We start from the raw sequence: 21761 nt of genomic DNA on the forward strand, positions 1-21761 counted from the left end.
GCCGTGCATACCGCCGCATAGATTCCGCGGGGGACGAGCCATCCAGCCCATGAGCCGACGCGTGCGGAGGCTTTGTTGCTGACCCGTGCGCTATTGCATCTCCTGTCCCGTGGCGGTCCTCAAGGCCGCCTGTCGATACTGATCTATCACCGCGTGGCGGTTCAACCGGACCCGTTGTTCCCGGACGAATGCGATGCCCAGCGTTTCGATGCGCAGCTGAGGCAGCTTGCCGCCTGCTTCAATGTCATTCCGCTCTCGGACGCGGTGCGAGCTCTTGAGCGCGGGAAACTCCCACCGCGCGCGGCATCCATTACGTTCGACGATGGGTACGCGGACAATGCCGAGGTCGCCTTGCCAATTCTGCAACGACACGGCCTATCCGCCACTTTTTTTGTAGCGGCAGGTTTTCTCGATGGGGGACGGATGTGGAACGACACGGTCATAGAGCTTGTGCGTCTCGCGCCTGGAGAGTTGCTGAATCTGAGTGAAATTGGTATGGGCCGGTTTGAGATTGGGACCATCCCGCAACGGCGCCAAGCTATCATCAGCCTGATAGACCAGCTGAAATATTTGCCTATGGAATCAAGGCAGGCGAAAGTGGATGAAATGTGCGCGCTTATCCCGGCTATTCCGCCGGATGATCTCATGATGACCTCGGACCAGATCAGGACGCTACACGCCGCCGGGATGGAAATTGGGGGCCATACCGTGAATCACCCCATCCTTGCGCGAACGGACGATAGCCTCGCCAGGGCGGAAATCGCAAACGGCAAGGAAATGCTGGAAGGCATCATCCGCGGTCCGGTGCGGCTTTTTGCTTACCCTAACGGCAAGCCTCAGCGCGACTACCTCCCGCAGCATCCGGAAATGGTGAAACGTTTAGGCTTTGACGCGGCGGTTTCGACAGCACACGGGGCCGCGGGAGCCGGTAGCGACGGATACCAGCTACCGCGATTTACGCCCTGGGATCGGGGAGAGCTACGTTTCTCCCTTCGATTGGCGCAGAATATGCTAACTGCGGTGGAGACCGTCTAGAAGACATCAACAGTCTCCACTGGCGCAACAGGGCCTTGGTATTCGATCAATACAGACACAACGGATGGGGCAAGTCTATGGAAAGACCGATTATATCGTTTGGGCAGGACAACGGCGGCGAGCCGATCGCGATTCTCAGCTGCGGGCATCCCCAGCATGTGCGGCATAACCCTCCATTCATTAACCGCCCATGGGTTACGTCCGAGGAAGGTCGCAACAGCATGATCGGACAGACACTCAACTGCGTCCGTTGCGATAATTTTGAACTGCCCGACAACTTTGTTCCCTATAAGCGCACCTCGGTCTTTACCGAAGAATCGCTCCCAGCCGGCTTGCGAAAAGACCACACAACAAAAACCGGGGTGTGGGGGAAGATAGTCGTGGAAGAGGGACGGTTGCGCTATCGGGTAGGTTCCTTAAACGTCGACGTGGAATTGTCGTCCGACAATGGTGGAGTGGTCATTCCGGAGGTACTACACAGCGTGGAACCCAGTGGCCCAGTCCGGTTCTTCGTTGAGTTTTACCGGGCCCCGGATGAAGGCGCGCCGGCATCGCCAAGTTGAAGCGTATTTATTCGCCTATAGTTTGCGGGGATAACGCATTCGTGGTCTTCCTCGTCCCCTAGCCAGTAAAGTCCGGTCCAGGGGTCGGGCCATGCATCCGATTTGGCAATCGCCACCGCGGTGCCCGGCCTTAAACTTGAGTCGATGATTGACTCATAGCCCTGGATCGGAAGAAAAGTTGCGTGGAATGAATTGGTCCAGTTCGAAAGCCCGGCGGGTGTGAGCCCGGCATTGAGAGGGTGGAGCCCCTGACAGGGGTTGATGATCGGGTTTTGCTCGGACCCAGCGTAATCCACCTTTCCCTCGAGTTCATCCCGCAGGAACGAGTCTGGATGGGTCCACCAGAAGGAGCCCTCGAATTCTCCATCCAGAAACGAGACAATTCCCAGGCCATTGCCGCTTCCCGCCCAGTTGATTGCATTCACTGTATGACCCAGGGCTCCATCCCAGCACTCGGGTGCAGTTATCGCGGGAACGCATCTCCCACCGTGGTTGGGGGCATCCGGATCAACCGGAACGTTCCCTGCGTCTCCACGGATGGCATGAAAATCGGCATCTGAAGTGGTAACGAGGGTTCGGTCGCCACGCGCGCCTTCTATGGCCGCTTTATACTTGAGAATGCCGCTGAAGTCGGGCTTGGCCGCCTTTCCGGGGGGTGCTCCGGTAAGGAAGGCTTCACCGCTTTCGATTACCAGTACGTCAAACGCGGCAAGGTCCGGCGCCGGGTCCCCGGCCTGCCAGTAAGTCAGGTTCCAGCTCAACCCGTTGCTATGGGGAAGGTTATGAACCACGCGGGATAGTTGTGAAATCTTCTGGCGATATTCTGAAGCAGCATCAGCGTAGGTGTACCACAGCACTTCAAGGGAATCCGCGTGCGGCTGCGAACTCAAGCCGAGCCCGGCAATCAGCACGGTCAGCCAGATAAAAAAAGAAGCGCTTTTCATTCGATTCCTGTTCCCGTCTGGTTCCCCGAGTCCCTGAGTCCCTAGCGAAGCGAACTCCAAGGAAGTCTTTTCTGGATTTTTTGTCGTGTCGATCGTTATTCAGCAAAAGTACGATGACAGGCCAGTATAGAAAAATCACGCGGCACGAGTACACGAATATGGGTCTGAACGAACCTGAGTCTGAACAATATGAGGCTAGGGCACGGCTAGCCTCGTTTTTTATTCTCCGGTCGACCCGATGGTGATGAACGGTGGGTCGTCCCCCGACAACTGGCAGATTTACCAGGTGGCAGAGATCCGGCTGTAAATTGCCCCAAACGGAACATTCGGCGGTATGGCGCGTACATTCGATACCTGTCCAACCGCCAGCTGTATTACTTAGTTTCGCCGCATTTTCCAATTCGCGACGGCGACTTTCCATTGACTGATGTGCTCAGGCAGATTAGAATCCGCGTGTTTTAAAATGGCCGCGCCGGATTTGATAATTCAGCGAGGCATGAAAGAAGAACCGACGGCGGCACCGGCTGAAGAACGAAAACCAGGTCTTCCAAGAACAGACGAACGCACGTTATGCGAGCCCAATGTCACGCTAAGCAGTTGCTTTCCGACTGACGCTTTCCGACAGAAGCCAATAGATGCCCTGGATACGAAACAAGCCCGTACGCATCGTCATGCGTTGGCAACTGATTGTCACCACGGCGATGGTGCTGGCGCTCGGTCTATTGTGGGGATTTCACGGCGCGGCTTCTGCGTTGCTGGGCGGGGTGGTGAGTATTATTTCGGCCGCGGCTTTTTCCGCGATCGTTTCACGCTACCAAGGCGTTACTGCCGGCGGGGCGTTAATCACTGCATTGAAAGCCGAGGCGGTCAAGATTATCGTCATGGTGATCCTCCTTTGGCTTGTCCTGACCCTATACAAGGATGTGGTCGCGGTAGGGTTTATCGGAACATTCGCGCTTACCGTGCTAATTTTTGGCATGGCCCTGTTTGTAACGGATGACCCGAAGGCTGCGGGAATTAAACAGTTTGAATAGGTAAACAGATGGCATCAGGCACCGAACTCACTCCGACGTCGTACATGTCGCATCACTTGACCAACCTGACCAGTTCATTGGGGGATGGTGCATTCTGGACACTTCACGTTGATACGCTGGTAATGTCGATATTGCTCGGCATCATGAGCTTCGGCTTTCTGTGGTGGGTGGTGCGCGGCGCGACGTCGGGGGTTCCCGGCAAACGCCAGGCATTTGTCGAACTGGCCGTCGAGTTCATCGATGAGCAGGTCAAAAGCACGTTCCATGGCGATCGCCATGCTTTTGTCGCACCCGCGGCGCTGACAGTGTTTGTTTGGGTTCTGATGATGAATACGATGGACTTGTTGCCCATCGATATCATGGCCAAGGTATATGAGATGCTGGGGCTTCACAACTGGCGCAGCGTACCAACCACTGACATTAATACCACCTTCGCGCTGGCGCTTTCGGTATGGCTGCTGATGATTTTCTTCAACGTCAAGGTCAAAGGGCTGGGCGGCTGGACACATGAGCTCGTCTGCACGCCCTTCGGCAAAAACCCCCTATTGTGGCCGGTCAATATCCTGTTCAACCTGGTCGAATACGTATCCAAGCCTCTTTCCCATTCCCTGCGTCTCTACGGAAACATATACGCCGGGGAAATCATATTTCTGCTTATCGGCATGTGGGCCGCCACTGGCCTGGCTGGAACGATCTTTGGCACGCTGCTTGGTGCGGGCTGGGCTATCTTCCACATTTTGATCGTCACATTGCAGGCGTTTATTTTCATGATGCTGACGGTGGTTTATCTTTCCATGGCGCACGAATCGCACTGATTCACGCTACTGTTTACCAGTTTACTATTTACTACCACGACGAGAGGAAAACGAGATGGAGAATTTGCAATACTTGGCGATGATTCAGGCCTACACGGGCATTGGTATCGGTCTGATGATCGGCCTTGGCGCAGCTGGCGCCTGTATTGGTATCGGTATCATGTGCAGCAGCTTTCTGGAAGGCGCCGCGCGTCAGCCGGAAATGATTCCGACACTGCAAGGCAAAGTGTTCCTCTTGCTCGGGCTGATCGACGCCTCGTTCATTATCGGTGTTGGCTTGGCAATGCTTTTCGCGTTCGGCAATCCCTTGCTGGCTGTCATCAAGTAATAGTTTAAGCACCCGGTACCTCATCAAAGGCTAGCGATGAATATTAACTTTACGCTTTTTTCCCAGGCAATGGCGTTCGCCGTCTTTATCTGGTTCACGGTCAAGTTCGTATGGCCGCCTTTGCTACGCGCGATAGAAACCCGGCAGAAAACGATTGCCGATGGGCTAGCGGCGGGCGAGCGCGGCAAGCACGACCTGGAGCTGGCAAGTCATCGATCCGCAGATCTGGTAAGGGACGCGAAGCAGCGGGCAGCCGATATCATTACCCAAGCGGAAAAGCGCGCCGCCGAGATTGTCGAGGAAGCGAAGTCGTCCGCGAAAGACGAGGGGGATCGTATCCTCGTCGGGGCCAAGGCGGAGGTCGAACAGGAGGTGTTTCGCGCCAGGGAAAGCTTACGGCAGCAGGTGGCGGAGTTGGCGGTGGCCGGTGCCTCAAAAATTCTACGGCGGGAAGTGGATGCAAACGCCCACGCGGATCTGCTTACTTCCATCAAGGCAGAGCTGTAAGCGATGGCTGAAACTCGCACGATCGCCCGGCCCTATGCCGAAGCTGTTTTTAGACTGGCGAAGGCCAAGGATGAGCTTGCCGCTTGGTCGGATATGCTGCAACTCACTTCTGCAATTGCCGTCGATGAGCGGGTTCGCACGCTTATCGGTAATCCGAAGGTACCACCCAGACGGTTGGGCGAGTTGCTCCTCGGCATTTGCGGGGACAGGCTCAACGATGAAGGGCGCAATTTCGTTTTACTACTGGCTGAAAACGGGCGGGTCGAAATCTTGCCCGAAGTAAGCGAAATGTTCGAGCAGTTGAAGACACAGCACGAAGGCGTGCTGGGCGCCCAAATCCTTTCTGCGTTTCCCATGAACGATGCCCAGTTGGGTGATCTCGTGGCTCATCTCGAAAAAAAATTCAAGCGCAAAATAGAGGCCAAGGTTAGCGTCGACCCCGAACTGATAGGCGGGGTAAAAGTTGAAATCGGGGACGAAGTGCTCGATGCCTCCGTGCGGGGCAAACTGGAAGCCATGGCTGTTGCACTAAAAAGCTAGGAGTTATTGAAATGCATTTAAATCCATCCGAAATCAGTGAACTGATTAAAAGCAGAATCGCAGGGCTTGAGACCACCGCTGAAGTCCGCACGCAGGGAACCATCGTGTCGGTCACCGACGGTATCGTTCGGGTCCATGGTCTTTCCGACGTGATGCAGGGCGAGATGCTTGAGTTTCCCGGCAATACATTTGGCCTGGCGCTTAACCTTGAGCGTGATTCCGTCGGCGCGGTTATCCTGGGGGAATATGAGCACATCACCGAGGGTGATACCGTCAAGTGCACGGGGCGCATTCTAGAGGTGCCGGTGGGTGAGGAATTGATAGGCCGCGTGGTAAACGCCCTGGGGCAGCCTATCGACGGCAAGGGCCCGATAAATACCTCGCGGTCTGAACCCATCGAAAAAATTGCGCCGGGTGTGATCTGGCGTCAATCGGTGAACCAGCCGGTGCAGACCGGCTTGAAATCCATCGATTCCATGGTTCCAGTCGGGCGGGGGCAGCGCGAACTGATTATTGGTGACCGTCAGACCGGCAAAACCGCCGTGGCGATAGACGCGATCATCAACCAGAAGGGCGAGAACATGACGTGCATCTACGTTGCGATCGGACAGAAGGCGTCGTCCATCAACAATGTGGTGCGCAAGCTCGAAGAGCACGGGGCGATGGAATATACGATCGTCGTGGCTGCCACCGCCTCTGAATCGGCGGCCATGCAATTTATTGCGCCTTATTCCGGCTGTACCATGGGAGAGTACTTTCGCGATTCCGGCCGCGACGCCCTCATCATTTATGATGACCTGACCAAACAGGCGTGGGCCTATCGCCAGATTTCGCTGTTGCTGCGCCGTCCGCCCGGACGGGAAGCGTATCCGGGCGACGTATTCTATCTTCATTCGCGTCTACTGGAACGTGCCGCACGGGTTAGCGCCGCTTATGTGGAGAAAGCGACAAATGGAGAAGTAAAGGGCAAGACGGGTTCGCTTACGGCTCTACCGATAATTGAAACACAAGCTGGCGACGTTACCGCGTTTGTGCCCACCAATGTCATTTCCATTACCGATGGCCAGATTTTTCTGGAAACCGACTTGTTCAACGCCGGCATTCGCCCAGCCATCAACGCCGGTGTTTCGGTATCACGTGTGGGTGGAGCGGCGCAGACAAAGGTTATCAAGAAGCTGGGCGGCGGTGTTCGTCTCGCGTTAGCTCAATATCGCGAACTCGCGGCGTTCGCGCAGTTTGCCTCTGATCTCGACGAAGCGACCCGCAGGCAGCTGGAACGCGGCAAGATGGTGACGGAATTGATGAAACAGCCTCAGTATGCAACCCTGAGCGTTTCTGAAATGGCGATCACGCTGTTCGCTGTCAACAAGGGGTATCTGGACGATGTGGAAGTAAAGCGCGCGCTGGCATTCGAGTCCGCGCTCAAAGGCTACATTCGCAGTAAGTACCCCGCGATCATCGATAAGATCGAAACCACGAAGGATCTCGACGCGGCGACGGAAAAGGAACTTGACGCCGCGATTCAGGATTTCAAAAAGAACGGAACATACTAACCGATGGCCGGCAGCAGAGAAGTACGCAACAAGATCAAAAGCGTAAAAAATACGCAGAAGATCACGCGCGCCATGGAAATGGTGGCGGCATCCAAAATGCGCAAGGCGCAGGACCGCATGAAAAAAGCGCGTCCCTATGGCGACAAGATCCGGAACGTGGCTGCGCACATGAGCCGGGCTTACACCGAGTACCGCCACCCGTTTCTGATTGCCCGCGATACTGTCAAACGGATCGGTATTATCGTTGTTACATCGGATAAGGGACTGTGCGGCGGGCTCAACACGAACGTGCTGCGCATGGCGGTAGGCAAAATGAAGGCGTGGGAAGCGGATGGCGAGCAAATCGAAGTTTGCTGCTTCGGAAACAAGGGGTTCGGCTTCATGAACCGCTTAGGCGCCAATGTCATCTCGCAGGTGGTAGGCCTCGGTGACGCCCCCGACCTGGAGAAGTTGATCGGAGCGGTAAAAATAATGCTGGATGGTTACACCCAGGATCGTTTCGACCGTGTGTATATATTCTATACCCGCTTTCTCAACACCATGAAGCAGGAGCCGGTGATGGAGCAGCTGCTCCCGTTATCCGACGAACGGCTAAAAACGGGTGACGGTCCCACCGGGCAGCATGGTTTGTGGGATTATATTTACGAGCCTGAAGCGAAGCCAGTGATAGACGACATCATGGTACGGTATGTAGAGGCACTTATATACCAGGCCTTGACTGAAAATATGGCGTCCGAACAATCGGCGCGAATGGTGGCGATGAAGGCCGCGTCGGATAATGCCGGAAACGTCATCAATGAATTGACGCTTATTTACAACAAATCCCGCCAGGCTGCCATTACCAAGGAATTGTCCGAGATCGTTGGCGGCGCGGCAGCGGTTTAAATATTTTGATTCAGTAATTTAGGGAACAACATGAACCAGGGAAAAATTGTCCAGTGTATTGGCGCCGTGGTGGACGTCGAGTTTGCGCGCCAAGAGATGCCCAAAGTGTATGACGCGCTCGTGCTTGAGGGAACGGAACTGACGCTCGAAGTGCAGCAGCAATTGGGAGATGGCGTGGTGCGCACGATTGCGCTTGGGTCTTCAGACGGACTGCGCCGCGGCATGATGGTCACGAATACCGGCAACCAGATCCAGGTTCCCGTCGGGACCAAGACTTTGGGCCGAATCATGGACGTTCTGGGCAGGCCCATAGATGAGATGGGCCCAGTGGGTGCTGAAAAGACAATGTCGATACACCGCAAGGCGCCGGCATTTGACGAGCTCTCCGCATCCACGGAACTCCTGGAAACGGGTATCAAGGTTATTGATCTCGTTTGCCCGTTTGCCAAGGGTGGTAAGGTCGGGCTGTTCGGGGGCGCGGGCGTGGGCAAGACTGTCAACATGATGGAATTGATCCGCAACATCGCCATCGAGCACAGCGGATACTCGGTATTTGCAGGCGTGGGCGAGCGGACCCGGGAAGGTAACGACTTCTATCATGAGATGAAAGAATCCAACGTGCTGGATAAGGTGGCGCTGGTTTACGGGCAGATGAACGAGCCTCCTGGCAACCGGCTGCGCGTGGCGTTGACCGGCCTGACCATGGCTGAGTTTTTCCGCGACGAAGGTCGCGACGTGCTGCTTTTTGTCGATAATATCTACCGTTTCACCCTGGCGGGTACCGAAGTCTCCGCATTGCTCGGCCGGATGCCCTCCGCGGTGGGTTATCAGCCGACATTGGCGGAAGAAATGGGACGCTTGCAGGAGCGCATCACTTCAACCAAGTCAGGCTCCATCACGTCCATTCAGGCGGTGTACGTGCCCGCGGATGACTTGACCGATCCTTCGCCCGCAACCACATTCGGCCACTTGGACGCCACGGTGGTGCTGTCGCGTGATATCGCTTCGCTCGGAATCTATCCCGCCGTCGATCCGCTTGATTCGACCTCCCGTCAGCTTGATCCCCTCGTGGTCGGTGAGGAACATTACTCGACCGCGCGCGCGGTGCAGCAAACGCTTCAGCGTTATAAGGAATTACGCGACATTATCGCCATTCTGGGCATGGATGAACTTTCTCCTGAAGATAAACTGGCCGTGGCGCGGGCGCGCAAGATTCAGCGCTTCCTGTCGCAGCCGTTTAACGTGGCCGAGGTGTTTACCGGCGCGCCGGGCAAATATGTTTCGTTGAAAGAGACGATCAAGGGCTTCAAGGGCATTGTCGCCGGCGAATACGATAACTTGCCGGAACAGGCGTTTTACATGGTCGGCGGCATAGACGAAGCTGTCGAGAAAGCCAAGACGCTACAATAGACAAAATTATCCGGCTTGACCATGAACGATGGCCCAGCCGGCCGATAATGATGAATGGGAATTAAAATGGGCGTGTTTCACGTTGATATCGTCAGTGCGGAGGAGTCGATCTATTCCGGGCCGGCCGAATTTCTGGTTGCGCCGGCCGAAGCCGGGGAAGTGGGTATCTATCCGCAGCACACCCCCATGTTGACCCGGATCAAACCGGGATCGGTGCGTATCAAAGCGCCGCTGAAAGAAGAGGAATTGGTTTACGTATCCGGCGGCATGCTCGAAATTCAGCCCGATGTGGTGACAATTCTCGCCGACACCGCTGTGCGCGGAGCCAATCTGGATGAGGCAAAAGCGAGCGAAGCCAAGAAACGGGCGGAGGAAGCCATGAAAGATCGATCTTCGGCAATAGATTATGCGCGGGCTCAGGCTGAGCTGGCTGAAGCGTCGGCGCAACTGGCAGCCATTCAAAAACTGCGCAAACGCGGACATTAAACATCGAGCATTTGTAAAGGGCGGGAACACCGCCCTTTTTAGTTGTTACGCTCTGCCGCAGCGCGTCTTGTGCATTCGGAATTCTGCGCTTCGCCTGCGCTACCATATACCCACAGCGGGGATTGGATTCCGGTCGGGCGATATGCTAAATTAACGCACGACGCGCGCTGGCTTAGAGCTGCCAGCGTGCCTGCTTCTATATCGATTTTATCGCGCTTAAGACGCAGGTGCGACAATCGAACGCCGCAGTCACGATTTCTAACTCATCCTTAATTGATGTGTCCAAACTGAATATCGTCATTCTTGCCGCCGGCTTAGGTAAGCGCATGCACTCGATGTTGCCCAAAGTGCTACATCCCCTGGCAGGAAAACCGCTGCTCGCGCATGTGCTCGACACCGCGCGTGCCTTATCCCCCCGACAAATCTGCGTGGTGTATGGGCATGGCGGCGAGGCTGTGCCAAAGGCACTAGAGGACGCGGCCCTGATATGGGTGCGGCAGGAACCGCAACTGGGGACTGGGCACGCGTTAATGCAGGCGCTGCCGCATCTCAGCCACGAAGGCATGACTCTGGTGTTATACGGGGATGTGCCGCTCACCAGCGTTGAAACCCTTAAGAAGCTGATTTCCACGGCAGCGGATGAGACTTTTGCCCTGCTGACAGTGGAGTTGACCGACCCTTCTGGTTACGGTCGGATCGTGCGGAGCGATACAGGCGCGGTCGTTGCCATAGTCGAGGAGAAGGATGCCAAGGGATCTCAACGCAAAATCCATGAGATCAATACTGGCGTCATGGTGATTCCTAACCGGTATCTGCACGGGTGGTTGCATCAACTGGAAAACAACAATGCCCAAAAAGAGTATTACCTCACCGATGTGGTCGCGATGGCGGTAAGGGATGGCATAAGGGTAGAGGCAGCGCAGCCGATACATGAGTGGGAAACTACCGGTGTCAATAGCAAAGCGCAACTGGCCGATCTTGAGCGCATCTACCAGGGCGAGTATGCGGGAAAATTACTGGAGCAGGGTGTAACGCTCGCCGACCCGTCTCGCATCGATATCCGCGGTCAACTTGTATGCGGTAGAGATGTATCCATAGACGTCGGGTGCATATTCGAGGGCGATGTGCAGTTGGGCGATGGCGTGAGAGTGGGCGCTTACACCATATTGAAAAACGTCAAAGTCGCGGCCGGGTCTGCAATCGCTCCCTTCAGCTTGATGGAAGCCACTGAAATCGGCAAAGATTGCCGTATTGGACCGTATGCGCGTATCCGGCCGGGAAGCCGGTTGGGCGACGAGGTTCACATCGGCAATTTTGTTGAAGTCAAGAATAGCGTCATCGCGCACGGCAGCAAGGCCAACCACCTCAGCTACATAGGCGATGCCGTGATCGGCAAGAGGGTCAACATCGGCGCCGGAACGATTACCTGTAACTATGATGGCGCGAACAAGCATCAGACTATCATCGAGGATAACGTATTCGTCGGTTCCGATACTCAACTGGTCGCGCCGGTCAAGGTTACGCAAGGCTCTACCATTGGCGCCGGCTCGACCATCACGAGGGACACGCCACCCGAGACGCTGACGCTGTCGCGTGCCAAGCAGATGAGCGTCGAGGGATGGAAGCGCCCGGTGAAAAAGCCTAAAAACTAGAACTACAGGCAGGGTGTATAACGTTTTTACAATCTTTGTATCCCCTGACCAAACGCGAGCGAGGAACTAATTTATGTGCGGGATAGTTGGTGCAATCTCTAACGACAACATTGTTCCCACCCTGCTTGAGGGTTTACGGCGGCTGGAATATCGCGGCTATGATTCTGCCGGAATCGCGCTCAACAACGGCGGCCTCCATCGGTTGCGTACCACCGGGCGCGTTGCCGAACTAAGCAAGCTTGCGGACGAGCAGAGCGCGTGTGGCGAGGCCGGCATCGCCCATACCCGCTGGGCTACCCATGGTGCGCCGTCGGAACGCAACGCTCACCCGCATTTTTCTGGCGAGGCAACTAAGGTCGCCGTAGTACATAACGGCATCATCGAAAACCACGAGGCGCTGCGTCAGCGCTTGCAAAATGAGGGATACGCCTTCACGTCCGATACCGATACCGAGGTCATCGCGCACCTGATCTCCTCCCACCTGAAAGAAAACCCCGACTTATTCGAGGCAGTATGCCTTGCCGTGGCCGAGCTGCAAGGTGCATACGCAATCGCGATCATGGAGGAAGCGCGGCCTGAACGCATCATCGTTTGCCGGAATGGCGCTCCGTTGTTACTGGGGTTAGGCGAGTCGGGCAATTACGCGGCCTCGGATGCTTCCGCGCTGCTGCAGGTGACAAGGCGAATGATCTATCTCGAAGAGGGCGACGTAGCCGAGCTGCGCCGCGACGGGTACCGAATCGTGAATTGTCTTCAGGGCAACGTGCGCCAGGAAGTCTCCCGGGGAGTTCAGCAGAGCGAGCTGACCAACGAAGCGGTGGAAATGGGGCCTTATGCCCATTTCATGCAAAAGGAAATATTCGAGCAGCCGGGCGTCGTGGCGAACACTTTGGAAATGGTGGTCAACGCCCAATCCATTTCGCCGAGGCTGTTTGGCAGCGAAGCGGAGACCATTTTCAACAGTACCGGGAGCATTTTGATACTCGCCTGCGGGACCAGCTATCACGCGGGGCTGGTAGCCCGCTACTGGCTGGAAGCGGTGGCGGGGATGCCTTGCAATGTAGAAATCGCGAGCGAATACCGTTACCGGAACCCGGCGGTTGGACCCGACACGCTGGTAGTGGGTATCTCCCAATCCGGGGAAACCGCCGACACTCTGGCCGCCCTCAGCTATGCCAAACTATTGGGGCACCGCTACAGCCTGGCCATCTGCAATGTGGCCGAAAGCGCGCTCGTGCGTCAGGCGGACCTGCGGTTTCTCACCCGCGCCGGGCCGGAAATTGGCGTTGCCTCCACCAAGGCATTTACCACGCAACTGGCATCGCTCATGCTGCTCACTATGACTTTAGCCAAACTGCGCGGCAAACTCTCGGTTGAAAGCGAGCGCGATATGATCGTTGCGCTACGGCACCTGCCGGTCGCGCTCCAGCATGCGCTGCAAGTCGAGCCCGCGGTGAAAGTATGGGCGGAACGGTTTTCGGAAAAACGTCATGCCCTATTCTTGGGCCGTGGCATGCACTACCCGATTGCTCTGGAAGGGGCGCTCAAGCTAAAGGAAATTTCCTACATCCATGCTGAAGCTTACGCCGCTGGCGAATTGAAGCATGGTCCGCTGGCATTGGTGGATAAGGAGATGCCGGTGGTTGCCATTGCCCCCAACGACACCCTGCTGGAAAAACTCAAATCCAATTTACAGGAAGTCCGCGCCCGCGGTGGCGAACTCTACGTGTTTGCCGACGCCGATTCACACATTCAGGAGAGCGAAGGCGTCCATGTTATCCGTCTCGCCGAACATGCAGGACTGCTCAGCCCTATCCTTCACACTATTCCCCTGCAACTGCTTGCCTACCACGTCGCCCTGCAAAAAGGTACCGATGTCGATAAGCCCCGGAATCTCGCCAAATCTGTAACTGTGGAATGATCTTTTCCTGCTGCCGCGGGATGTATTGGTTTTCGGGGCTTTAATATTTAGAAAGAACTGGAGACCTGAATAAACGAGGGTATATCGAAGAGCCCAGGGACTTTCAATTCTGTAAGCGCGTTTTGCCCTTAACGCCAAGGAATAAGGCTCTTCAACAAATAAAAACAAAACTCGCTGGCGATGCGGATTATCAATGTCGTTGTCCTGACGAACACGCGGGATTGCTTAGCCCCTTCCTTCGCAACATTCTCCTACGCAAAGCTGCCTCCATGTAGCCTGGCAAAAAGGCGCCATGTCGATAAGCCATAAAATTTGGCGAAACTGATGACAGTGGAGCGGCCGGCTGAGCGTTCAAAGTATTCGAAGTATTAAATCGCAATACTTAAACTTTCCGTAGCTTCTTGCTACGTGCTATACAGCTCCAGGTCATCCTCATTCAGAGGACGTTCACCGCATGCCGGGCAATAGGGTGTGTGAATCTGGCGATGACAGATGCGACAAGTCCACGGAATGGCTCTTACAGTACTCTCTTGGCCGCCTTGGAGCGTTACCTTGCTCCTATTCGAGCGCTGTACAACCTTTCGTCGCATCGCCAGCACCTCAGGCTTGGCTAGATAGTTGCCGACCGGCTTAGACGCCGAGCAGCTTGTTTCCTCGCCCGCCATCCAGACAGCTCGTCTGAATTCTGTAGTGCCGCTCTTGTTGCCCGGGCTCTGACCCCTCGCTTTTTAAGGTCTATCTTTAACCGAAACCAGGAGCCTGATCCGGGGATTTGGTTCGTTGCCCCTGAAGTTTTCCGGATAAACCTCCACCATCGGTCCATCGCCCATCAGAAGGCCCGAGGCCGGAAACCAGGAACGATAAATCTGATCGCATGTCCCGAATAACTCGGAAACGGGACCCTCGTGTACGAATTCCGCATAATTGCCTGCGGGCACCGTTATGATGTCCAGGTTCTCCGGAAGACTGTTTGTGTCTGCCACTTGCACGCACGGGGCGTAGTTGACGCATCCCGATTTGGCCGAGCCGGAGACAACTCCCATTGCTGGGCCGCAGATATTTTTTATCTCCGGAATTTTCGACTGCAGCCTTGACCATAACTCTGGAATCCGCTCTTTGTCCCGGGGCATTTCAATGTCCTCGCGCAATCCGGCGCAAACAACCTGATTCATGCTCAGCAGTCTTGGTGTCATTTTCAAATCCTACTCGTCGGCAAACTATTAACGGAAACGGAACACTAAGCTTCCAGACAATCGCGATGTCCCTGATGAGCACTATCTTGCAGATCAACTCCTTAGGCGGGCATGCCATCGTACGGATCAAGCCGCCGATGCGTTCGCCTGCTCGTAACTTCTATTAAAGCTTAAGCGCTCCAGGCGCTCTGCTCCAGAAATGTGTGTAGGTAATGCACGGCATCGTCGCCCGTATGCCCATACCGGACCTTTGCGTCGTAATACATCGCTACAATGGCGGACACGCTGTCCTGATAAATTCCGAACCCGTCCACGTCCGCATCCCGAAAAAAGAACGTTCCTTCCATTGCAGACACGTCTTCCGACAAGCGGCCTCTGCCCGCTGGATCGTCAGCTTCAAATGCATGCACATGATCGTCCTGCATCAGGAAGTCATCCGATACGGTAAATCCGCCCCTTTCTTCAATGGCATGAATCAGGCACGACAATAACAGGATAAGCTTTCTTTTGCCGATTCCTGCTACCTGCTCTCTGGCTTGACACCGCACGTAATCCTCCGGATAAAGTAGCTTGTCTGTCACGGCGTCGATCATCGCGTCTTCCATGGCAAAGAAAAACCAGGCGTAGGCTGGCTCTACCACGGTAGCGGCAGTGTTACCGGCTTTGAACTCGGCGGAAATCGCCCGAACCCTCTCTCCGTGCCTTCGCTGGTCCGTACAAAGCAATAAGTAGTATCGCTCCAGGCGTGCTCCAGAGTATTTTTCCGATCGTGAAATATCAGCTTTTATCTTCTCCAGCAAATCATCATTTCCTTGAACTTCGTCTAATGACGTGATCCGTAGTGCGATATGCCGCTCCTCACCGTCCGCTATCCTCTCGCTCGAATATCGGGCGATGATGTCTGCTCCTTCAACGTCTGCACCCTGAGGAGCCTGGACCTCATATTTGAGGGGCACATATTTTCCAAAGGCGGAAAGTATACGTTCGGTTTTTTCTAAAAAGCGGGGGCTCAGCTCGTTATTGTGGCTTGGATGACAAAATCCCTCGGTCTCCTCAGGCTCAGCTTGAGCATAGAGAACAAGTTCTTCCAGAATACTTGCTGGCGTAACCTGACCTTTAAAGTGCATGCCTACACCTCGATAGTTCTAGTATTTCACGAGCGAAATGATGCTGCCAAGCACCATTCTGCTCGTCGAACACAGGAAGCGCAATTCGGTATCTTTCGGCAGTGCCATTAAGAACGACGGGTTACGCCGGAATGTCAGGTGCTGGATTCACCTGCTGGCGTTTTGAAGTCCCGTGTTTTTTGGGGTGCGGCCTTCGCCATTATTCATATCGCAGAGCTTCCACCGGTCTTAACGCGGAGGCTTTTCTTGCCGGATAGAAGCCGAAGAATATGCCGACTGCGGAGGCAAAGGCAAACGCCAAAGCGATCATGCCCAACGTGATTACCACCACCATATCCGTGGCGAGACTTACCGCCCAGGCGCCCGCCACGCCCAAAGCAACTCCGATAAGACCGCCGAGAATGCAGATAACCAGCGCTTCCAGCAGAAATTGACCGAGGATGGCACGGCGATTGGCGCCGATAGCCATGCGAATCCCGATTTCGCGTGTTCGCTCGGTCACCGAGACAAGCATGATATTCATGATGCCGATGCCGCCCACCAGTAGCGACACGGAAGCAATGGCCCCCAGCATGATGGACATGACCTTGGCCGCCCCTGTGGCTACGGCAGCCAACGCGGCCATGTTCCGTACCGTGAAATCATTTTCCATGCCTTCCGAAAGCCGGTGGCGCTGGCGCAGCAGACGGTTCATCTCGGTCTCCGCCTCATCCATCACCTCCGCGGATCGCGCCTGTGCCATCATGAAGCGTATCGTCCCGGGAAACTGGTTGCCAAAAACCTGGCGTTGGCCGGTCGTGAGGGGGATGAATACCGCATCATCCTGGTCGCGGCCATCCAGGCTTTGCCCTTTTGGTGTAAGTACCCCACCGACAAGGAACGGGCTGTTCTTGATGCGTATAGTCTTCCCTGTGGGGTCTTCCTCGCCAAACAGATTTTTTGCGGTAACTTGGCCGAGAATGACGACCCGCGTTCCTGAGCGCAGATCAGCTTCAGTGAACAAGGCGCCGCTCTCGGCTGCCCAGTCGCGCACAGCGAAATAATCCGGCGTGACCCCTGTCACGCTGGTGCTCCAGTTATTCGCGCCGTAGTTTAGTTGTGCCGTCCCCGTAATGATCGGCGCGGTGGCCTTGATCGAGGGGAGATGGGCGATGGCCTGTGCATCGCCCATCGTCAATGTCTGCACGCCGCCAGCGGCGGAACGCAGGGCGCCGGAAGAGGTGGCGCCGGGAACGACCAGCAGCAGGTTGCTGCCCATCGAGCTGATCGCCTGGTTCACCGTCGTTTGCGCACCCTGACCCACCGCGAGCATCAATACTACGGCGGCAACGCCGATGATCATGCCGAGCATGGTCAAGGCGGTGCGCAGGCGGTTGAGGCGCAATGCCCTTAGTGCTTCTCCGACTACTGCGAGCAGGTTCATTGCGCAGTTGCCTCGTCGTGCACGATGCGCCCGTCCTTCAACCGGACCAGCCGCTGGGTGTAGGCGGCAATGTCGTCCTCATGGGTCACGAGTACGACCGTGATACCCTGCTCGCGGTTGAGCATCTGAAAAATTGCCATGATTTCGCGACTGGTCTGGGTGTCGAGATTACCGGTGGGTTCGTCGGCCAATATGAGCGGGGGATTATTGATCAAGGCGCGGCAAATAGCCACGCGTTGCTGCTGCCCCCCCGAAAGCTGGCTGGGCTGATACGCCGCAAATTTTACCAAGCCTGTTTGATCCAGCAGGGCCAGTGCGCGTTTACGGCTTTCGGCGCGGCTCACACCTGCGTAAAGCAGCGGTGTGGCAACGTTGTCCAGCGCCGTCATCCGTTTCAGAAGGTTGAACCCCTGGAACACGAAACCAATGTTGTGATTGCGTACGCGCGCGAGCTCATCGTCGGAGAGGGCCGCGATGTCGCGTCCATCGAACCAGTAATGCCCGCGGGTAGGGGTATCAAGACAACCCAGGATATTCATCAGGGTGGATTTTCCTGAACCGGAGTGTCCCATGATCGCAACGAACTGGCCCCGCGGTATGACGAGATTCACATCGAAAAGCACTTGACTGTTGACCGATGCGCTTGCACCGCCGCTGGTGTCCAGGCTGTAAATCTTGGAGACGTTTTCGACCCGGATAAGGCAATCTTCAAAAGCGGTTGGATGGAGTGACGGCATCAGAACATTCTGAACTTGAGTTTGCTGCCGGACTTGTCCTTCTCCCCGACTTCGCGGACGACAAGCTTATCGCCCTCCTTGATCTCGCCCTCCACGATTTCAGTGAAGGTATTATCAGTGATGCCGGTCTTTACGTAGACGGGGACAGGCTTGTCGTCTTCCAGACGCAGCCGATAAACCGCGTGCTTACCCCGTTCGGGTGGAGCGGTCTTTGCACTATCCGAATCTTCCCCCGGCTTGTAGCGTAGCGAGGCATTGGGAACCCTCAGCACGTCCTTTTTCTGATTGACGGCAAAACGCACATTGGCAGTCATGCCGGGCAGCAATACCCCATCATCATTCGGTACCGCGACAATCACATTGTAGGAAACCACGTTTTGTTGAATGGTGGGATTCAGGCGTACCTGTTTTACCGTACCGGTAAATTCGCGCTCTGGGAACGCGTCGACCCCGAAATGTACTGTCTGGCCGAGACGCAGATGGCCAATATCGGCTTCCGCCACGCTGGTATCGATCTGCATCTGGCTCAGGTCGTTGGCGATCTGGAACAGCGTCGGGGTCTGGAAGCTGGCAGCCACGGTTTGCCCGATGTCCACGTTGCGTGCGATCACCACGCCTGAAATTGGTGAACGGATAACGCTATAGCCAAGATTGGTGCGGTCGCGCGCGAGTTGTGCCTGGATGGAGGCGTGCTGGGCTCGCGCTGCCAGAAGTTGCTGTTCGAAGTCGTTCAGCGCATCGGGGGAAATGAAGCCCCGCTCGCTCAGCGCCCGGTTGCGATTCATCCTGTTTACGGCGAGCTCGAGCGCGGCCTGGGCACTGGCCAAATTGGCTTCCGACTGCCGTAATTGCGCCTGAAACAGCGATGGATCGAGCTCAACCAGTATTTGTCCCGCCTTGACCTCATCGTTGAAATCCACGTGAAGCTTGTACACGGTGCCGGAGACTTGTGTGCCTACATTCACCAGCACGACCGGGTTGAGCGTGCCGTTCGCCGAGATGCCTTGTACGATATCTCCGCGGTCGACTGCCTGCGTTTTGTACCGGTCCTGCGTGGATTCGGGTTTGGAGGCCCAGTACCATAGGACGGCAGCCGCCAGCAGCAGCGCAAAGATCAGGATGAATACCCGACGGCGCGTATTAAAAGCCATACCTGACTGAGGAGTACCGGCTGTCCGGCGGGACAAAGATGAACGACACGAAAGAGATAAAAACCGGAATGTTACCTGAGTATGAGCTATTAATAAAATGCGCGTGGGCTGGTTGCGAGGGGCCCCAGCCGCGGACCCACGGGCATGGTCGAGTTTGAAGCCTCATTGAAATGAAAACTGCGTGGCGGCGTAGTTTTATGGCGTACACCGGTCCTGTTATTATTTCGACTTGGCCTGCTCAGCAGCCAGTTCGCGTAATTCCCTGAGGCGGGCTTCGGCAGTGGAAGCCTCATAAAAATCCGCGTCGCTGTTTCTCAACGCAATCTGCAGTTGTTCAACCGCAGCGGAATAATTGCCCTGCCGCGAATATACTTCCGCGAGCGCGCGATGCTGCGCCATTAGATTTCCCAACGCTTCGTAGCTTTGAGCCTGTAGCTTATAAAGGCGTACGTCGTTAGGGGTGAACTGCAGCTGCTGGTTGATGAACTTGATCGCCGCCTCAGCACTTTCATGGCGCAACAGCGCATCGGCGTAGTCGTAGCTGAGGGCGCGGTGCTGCGGAAATGTTTTCAAAGCCTCTTTATAAATGTCGAAGGCCTCCGCCTTGTCTCCCGCGGCGAGCTTGACGCGAGCCGCGAGTGTTTCAATCATCGCATTCGACTGGGAGATTTTGCGTTCAATCCGGATTGCTTTGCCCAAGCGGTGATTCTCCAGCAGCGTTTTATCCGCGCCGTTCGACTCAAGGCTTTTATAAAGGTTGGTCAGCTCGCTGTCAGCCCGTGTGTAGTCTCCCGCGCGCAACAATGCGTGGATGAGGCCATAGCGTTCCACCGCCTCTTTGCTATAACGTTTCTCTCGCAAGGTCGAGTCGAAGAACTTTACGGCATCGAGCGGCTTCTCGGTCAAGGCGCGCAGCTTCGCCCGGACCAGCTGGAAGTCCAGGCTGTCTGGAACCTGCCGATAGGACATGGCTTGTGTCCGGTTTTCTATATCCGCGATACGTTCATGGGTGATCGGGTGCGTACGCAGGTAGGAGGGCGCGCCATTTTCGTGAAAACGCGAAGCCTTTTGCAAGCGCTCGAAAAATTCAGTCATCCCCTGCGGGTCAAGTCCCGCGCTCACCAGTATGTTCAGTCCGATACGATCGGCTTCTTTTTCATGGTCGCGGGTGAAATTGAGCTGCGATTGGATCAGGGCGGCCTGGGAACCAACGAGAACAGCTTGCGCAGCCTGGGGATTGGAACGCGATGCCAGTATGGCGAGCGCCATCGCAGCCAGAGACTTGAGCATGTTGTATTTTTGTGCCGCGATAATACGCGCGAGATGCTTCTGGGTAACGTGCGCAATTTCATGCGACATCACGCCGGCCAGTTCCGATTCGCTTTGCGATGCCAGGATAAGCCCGCTATTAAAGCCCATGAAGCCGCCCGGCAATGCGAATGCATTAATGGTTGGGTCGTGCAGAGCGAAAAACTCGAATTCCTGGTCAGGGTGAGCCTCGTTCGATCCCAGAATCAGCTTATTGCCCAGATTGGAGAGGTAGCCCGCTACTTCCGCGTCGTCCATATAGCTGCGGTCTGCGCGAATTTCCGACATGATTTTAAGGCCGAGCTCTCGTTCCCGGCGAGGTGAGATGGTGGTTTGAGATACGTCGCCCAGTTCGGGCAGTTCCGCAGCCGGAACTGGTACTGCGAACAGCATGGGCAAAATAGCTATAGCCATCAGCGGGCGCAATTTCATGTCGATAAGATGGCGCTTCGCGGGCGAAGTTCCACTATGCCGAATGGGATTGCCTGGATGGCAACGAGGTGGAGGAATGCACGGTAATCCCGTGAAGATTGGAGCCGAGCGCGGACTTGCGACATGAATTGGGAGCGAAGAGAGGGGATTGGTGCACATGTCCCCAGCTCATCATTTAAAGAAGTGACGTTTCTTCTTATACGCTAGCCCGTGCACGTACGGATGGACCTGCATCAGATGGCAGCTTCATCCGTCTCTCCGGTGCGTATTCTCATCACCTGCTCGATGTTTGTAACAAAAATCTTGCCATCGCCAATTTTGCCTGTCCGGGCGGTGTTGGCGATTGTTTCGATAACAGTCTCAACCAAGCTCTCAACGACGGCGATTTCGAGTTTTATTTTAGGGAGAAAGTCCACTACGTATTCGGCCCCCCGGTACAGCTCGGTATGGCCTTTCTGGCGCCCGAAGCCCTTAACCTCGGTAACGGTCAGCCCGGTGATGCCGATCTCATTGAGAGCCTCGCATACCTCGTCCAGCTTGAAGGGTTTGATAATCGCTTCTATTTTCTTCATCAAACGTTCCTTTTGATATGATCTTGAATCCCGATCGCGCGGGTATGTGAACGTTGGGCAGGGGCATGTTCCCTGCTTGTGCGGCATGTCGCGCAGGACCGCGGTGCAAGCCGGTAGCTGTTTATCTGGCGTTTAAACGGCAACA

At 55.6% G+C, this 21761-nt stretch carries 21 protein-coding genes; 13 read left to right on the forward strand and 8 right to left on the reverse strand.

Annotated features, from left to right (window positions below):
• Nucleotides 1-75: 75 nt before the first annotated feature.
• Nucleotides 76-1035 (forward strand): polysaccharide deacetylase family protein, encoded by a 960-nt coding sequence (locus BM022_RS01740; RefSeq protein ID WP_091136271.1) that lies wholly within the window; start codon nucleotides 76-78, stop codon nucleotides 1033-1035.
• Nucleotides 1036-1112: 77 nt separating this feature from the next.
• Entirely contained in the window at nucleotides 1113-1598 is a 486-nt protein-coding gene (locus BM022_RS01745; RefSeq protein WP_091136274.1) for a DUF3565 domain-containing protein, read from the forward strand.
• Here the strand turns inward: BM022_RS01745 and BM022_RS01750 are convergent.
• Nucleotides 1556-2542: a PEP-CTERM sorting domain-containing protein gene (locus BM022_RS01750; RefSeq protein WP_091136276.1), complete on the reverse strand. Its 987-nt coding sequence runs from the start codon at nucleotides 2540-2542 to the stop codon at nucleotides 1556-1558. The two genes, BM022_RS01745 and BM022_RS01750, sit on opposite strands and share 43 nt — an antisense overlap.
• A 635-nt stretch (nucleotides 2543-3177) precedes the next feature.
• Between BM022_RS01750 and BM022_RS01755 the strand changes: the two genes are divergently transcribed.
• The 11 genes from BM022_RS01755 (at nucleotide 3178) to glmS (ending at nucleotide 13673) form a co-directional block, all read left to right on the forward strand.
• A complete protein-coding gene (locus BM022_RS01755; protein ID WP_091136278.1) occupies nucleotides 3178-3576 on the forward strand; it encodes an ATP synthase subunit I in 399 nt (132 codons plus the stop codon).
• An 8-nt stretch (nucleotides 3577-3584) separates the two neighbouring features.
• Nucleotides 3585-4391: a F0F1 ATP synthase subunit A gene (gene atpB, locus BM022_RS01760; RefSeq protein WP_091136279.1), complete on the forward strand. Its 807-nt coding sequence runs from the start codon at nucleotides 3585-3587 to the stop codon at nucleotides 4389-4391.
• A 55-nt stretch (nucleotides 4392-4446) separates the two neighbouring features.
• The gene (gene atpE / locus BM022_RS01765; RefSeq protein ID WP_091136282.1) at nucleotides 4447-4719 is read left to right on the forward strand and encodes a F0F1 ATP synthase subunit C; all 273 of its coding nucleotides are present in this window, start codon (nucleotides 4447-4449) and stop codon (nucleotides 4717-4719) included.
• Between the two features lie 36 nt (nucleotides 4720-4755).
• Entirely contained in the window at nucleotides 4756-5226 is a 471-nt protein-coding gene (locus BM022_RS01770) for a F0F1 ATP synthase subunit B (RefSeq protein WP_091136284.1), read from the forward strand.
• A gap of 3 nt (nucleotides 5227-5229) precedes the next feature.
• A complete protein-coding gene (locus BM022_RS01775; RefSeq protein WP_091136287.1) occupies nucleotides 5230-5766 on the forward strand; it encodes a F0F1 ATP synthase subunit delta in 537 nt (178 codons plus the stop codon).
• A gap of 11 nt (nucleotides 5767-5777) precedes the next feature.
• A complete protein-coding gene (atpA, locus tag BM022_RS01780; protein ID WP_091136289.1) occupies nucleotides 5778-7319 on the forward strand; it encodes a F0F1 ATP synthase subunit alpha in 1542 nt (513 codons plus the stop codon).
• A gap of 3 nt (nucleotides 7320-7322) precedes the next feature.
• Nucleotides 7323-8204 (forward strand): F0F1 ATP synthase subunit gamma, encoded by an 882-nt coding sequence (gene atpG / locus BM022_RS01785; RefSeq protein ID WP_091136292.1) that lies wholly within the window; start codon nucleotides 7323-7325, stop codon nucleotides 8202-8204.
• A gap of 30 nt (nucleotides 8205-8234) precedes the next feature.
• Nucleotides 8235-9614 (forward strand): F0F1 ATP synthase subunit beta, encoded by a 1380-nt coding sequence (atpD, locus tag BM022_RS01790; protein WP_091136294.1) that lies wholly within the window; start codon nucleotides 8235-8237, stop codon nucleotides 9612-9614.
• A gap of 66 nt (nucleotides 9615-9680) precedes the next feature.
• Nucleotides 9681-10100, forward strand: coding sequence for a F0F1 ATP synthase subunit epsilon (locus tag BM022_RS01795; protein ID WP_091136544.1), 420 nt, complete (start codon nucleotides 9681-9683; stop codon nucleotides 10098-10100).
• 278 nt (nucleotides 10101-10378) lie between these two features.
• Nucleotides 10379-11752 carry a bifunctional UDP-N-acetylglucosamine diphosphorylase/glucosamine-1-phosphate N-acetyltransferase GlmU gene (gene glmU, locus BM022_RS01800; RefSeq protein WP_218146810.1) on the forward strand — a complete coding sequence of 458 codons (1374 nt, stop codon included), beginning with the start codon at nucleotides 10379-10381 and terminating at the stop codon, nucleotides 11750-11752.
• A gap of 73 nt (nucleotides 11753-11825) precedes the next feature.
• The gene (glmS, locus tag BM022_RS01805) at nucleotides 11826-13673 is read left to right on the forward strand and encodes a glutamine--fructose-6-phosphate transaminase (isomerizing) (protein WP_091136297.1); all 1848 of its coding nucleotides are present in this window, start codon (nucleotides 11826-11828) and stop codon (nucleotides 13671-13673) included.
• Between the two features lie 728 nt (nucleotides 13674-14401).
• On the opposite strand, the gene BM022_RS01810 is transcribed toward glmS, so the two are convergent.
• The 7 genes from BM022_RS01810 to BM022_RS01840 all read right to left on the reverse strand — a co-directional run bounded on the left by BM022_RS01810 (nucleotide 14402) and on the right by BM022_RS01840 (nucleotide 21616).
• A complete protein-coding gene (locus BM022_RS01810) occupies nucleotides 14402-14866 on the reverse strand; it encodes a GyrI-like domain-containing protein (RefSeq protein WP_091136298.1) in 465 nt (154 codons plus the stop codon).
• A 170-nt stretch (nucleotides 14867-15036) separates the two neighbouring features.
• On the reverse strand, nucleotides 15037-15993 hold the full coding sequence (locus tag BM022_RS01815; RefSeq protein WP_091136301.1) for a hypothetical protein: 957 nt from the start codon (nucleotides 15991-15993) through the stop codon (nucleotides 15037-15039).
• A gap of 199 nt (nucleotides 15994-16192) precedes the next feature.
• Nucleotides 16193-17416 carry an ABC transporter permease gene (locus tag BM022_RS01820; RefSeq protein WP_091136303.1) on the reverse strand — a complete coding sequence of 408 codons (1224 nt, stop codon included), beginning with the start codon at nucleotides 17414-17416 and terminating at the stop codon, nucleotides 16193-16195.
• Complete coding sequence (locus BM022_RS01825; protein WP_091136305.1) at nucleotides 17413-18153, reverse strand: ABC transporter ATP-binding protein; 741 nt, start codon at nucleotides 18151-18153, stop codon at nucleotides 17413-17415. The genes BM022_RS01820 and BM022_RS01825 overlap by 4 nt, the downstream gene beginning before the upstream one ends.
• Nucleotides 18153-19304, reverse strand: a complete 1152-nt coding sequence (locus BM022_RS01830) for an efflux RND transporter periplasmic adaptor subunit (protein ID WP_091136307.1) — start codon at nucleotides 19302-19304, stop codon at nucleotides 18153-18155. Before BM022_RS01830 ends, BM022_RS01825 begins: the two co-directional genes overlap by 1 nt.
• A 219-nt stretch (nucleotides 19305-19523) precedes the next feature.
• Nucleotides 19524-21026: a M48 family metalloprotease gene (locus BM022_RS01835; protein WP_371264277.1), complete on the reverse strand. Its 1503-nt coding sequence runs from the start codon at nucleotides 21024-21026 to the stop codon at nucleotides 19524-19526.
• Nucleotides 21027-21277: 251 nt separating this feature from the next.
• Nucleotides 21278-21616 (reverse strand): P-II family nitrogen regulator, encoded by a 339-nt coding sequence (locus BM022_RS01840; protein WP_091136313.1) that lies wholly within the window; start codon nucleotides 21614-21616, stop codon nucleotides 21278-21280.
• Nucleotides 21617-21761 lie beyond the last annotated feature (145 nt).

Source organism: Nitrosospira sp. Nsp14, from assembly GCF_900113575.1.
Classification (GTDB): Bacteria; Pseudomonadota; Gammaproteobacteria; order Burkholderiales; family Nitrosomonadaceae; genus Nitrosospira.

Excerpts from the sequence above, each read along its gene's own strand:
- atpD (WP_091136294.1), top strand. The coding sequence starts at position 8,235 with ATGAACCAGGGAAAAATTGTCCAGTGTATTGGCGCCGTGGTGGACGTC.
- BM022_RS01770 (WP_091136284.1), top strand. The coding sequence starts at position 4,756 with ATGAATATTAACTTTACGCTTTTTTCCCAGGCAATGGCGTTCGCCGTC.
- glmS (WP_091136297.1), top strand. The coding sequence starts at position 11,826 with ATGTGCGGGATAGTTGGTGCAATCTCTAACGACAACATTGTTCCCACC.
- BM022_RS01755 (WP_091136278.1), top strand. The coding sequence starts at position 3,178 with ATGCCCTGGATACGAAACAAGCCCGTACGCATCGTCATGCGTTGGCAA.
- BM022_RS01815 (WP_091136301.1), bottom strand. The coding sequence starts at position 15,993 with ATGCACTTTAAAGGTCAGGTTACGCCAGCAAGTATTCTGGAAGAACTT.
- BM022_RS01825 (WP_091136305.1), bottom strand. The coding sequence starts at position 18,153 with ATGCCGTCACTCCATCCAACCGCTTTTGAAGATTGCCTTATCCGGGTC.
- BM022_RS01775 (WP_091136287.1), top strand. The coding sequence starts at position 5,230 with ATGGCTGAAACTCGCACGATCGCCCGGCCCTATGCCGAAGCTGTTTTT.
- BM022_RS01820 (WP_091136303.1), bottom strand. The coding sequence starts at position 17,416 with ATGAACCTGCTCGCAGTAGTCGGAGAAGCACTAAGGGCATTGCGCCTC.
- BM022_RS01835 (WP_371264277.1), bottom strand. The coding sequence starts at position 21,026 with ATGGCTATAGCTATTTTGCCCATGCTGTTCGCAGTACCAGTTCCGGCT.
- atpB (WP_091136279.1), top strand. The coding sequence starts at position 3,585 with ATGGCATCAGGCACCGAACTCACTCCGACGTCGTACATGTCGCATCAC.
- atpE (WP_091136282.1), top strand. The coding sequence starts at position 4,447 with ATGGAGAATTTGCAATACTTGGCGATGATTCAGGCCTACACGGGCATT.
- atpA (WP_091136289.1), top strand. The coding sequence starts at position 5,778 with ATGCATTTAAATCCATCCGAAATCAGTGAACTGATTAAAAGCAGAATC.
- BM022_RS01750 (WP_091136276.1), bottom strand. The coding sequence starts at position 2,542 with ATGAAAAGCGCTTCTTTTTTTATCTGGCTGACCGTGCTGATTGCCGGG.
- atpG (WP_091136292.1), top strand. The coding sequence starts at position 7,323 with ATGGCCGGCAGCAGAGAAGTACGCAACAAGATCAAAAGCGTAAAAAAT.
- BM022_RS01795 (WP_091136544.1), top strand. The coding sequence starts at position 9,681 with ATGGGCGTGTTTCACGTTGATATCGTCAGTGCGGAGGAGTCGATCTAT.
- BM022_RS01745 (WP_091136274.1), top strand. The coding sequence starts at position 1,113 with ATGGAAAGACCGATTATATCGTTTGGGCAGGACAACGGCGGCGAGCCG.
- BM022_RS01840 (WP_091136313.1), bottom strand. The coding sequence starts at position 21,616 with ATGAAGAAAATAGAAGCGATTATCAAACCCTTCAAGCTGGACGAGGTA.
- BM022_RS01810 (WP_091136298.1), bottom strand. The coding sequence starts at position 14,866 with ATGACACCAAGACTGCTGAGCATGAATCAGGTTGTTTGCGCCGGATTG.
- BM022_RS01830 (WP_091136307.1), bottom strand. The coding sequence starts at position 19,304 with ATGGCTTTTAATACGCGCCGTCGGGTATTCATCCTGATCTTTGCGCTG.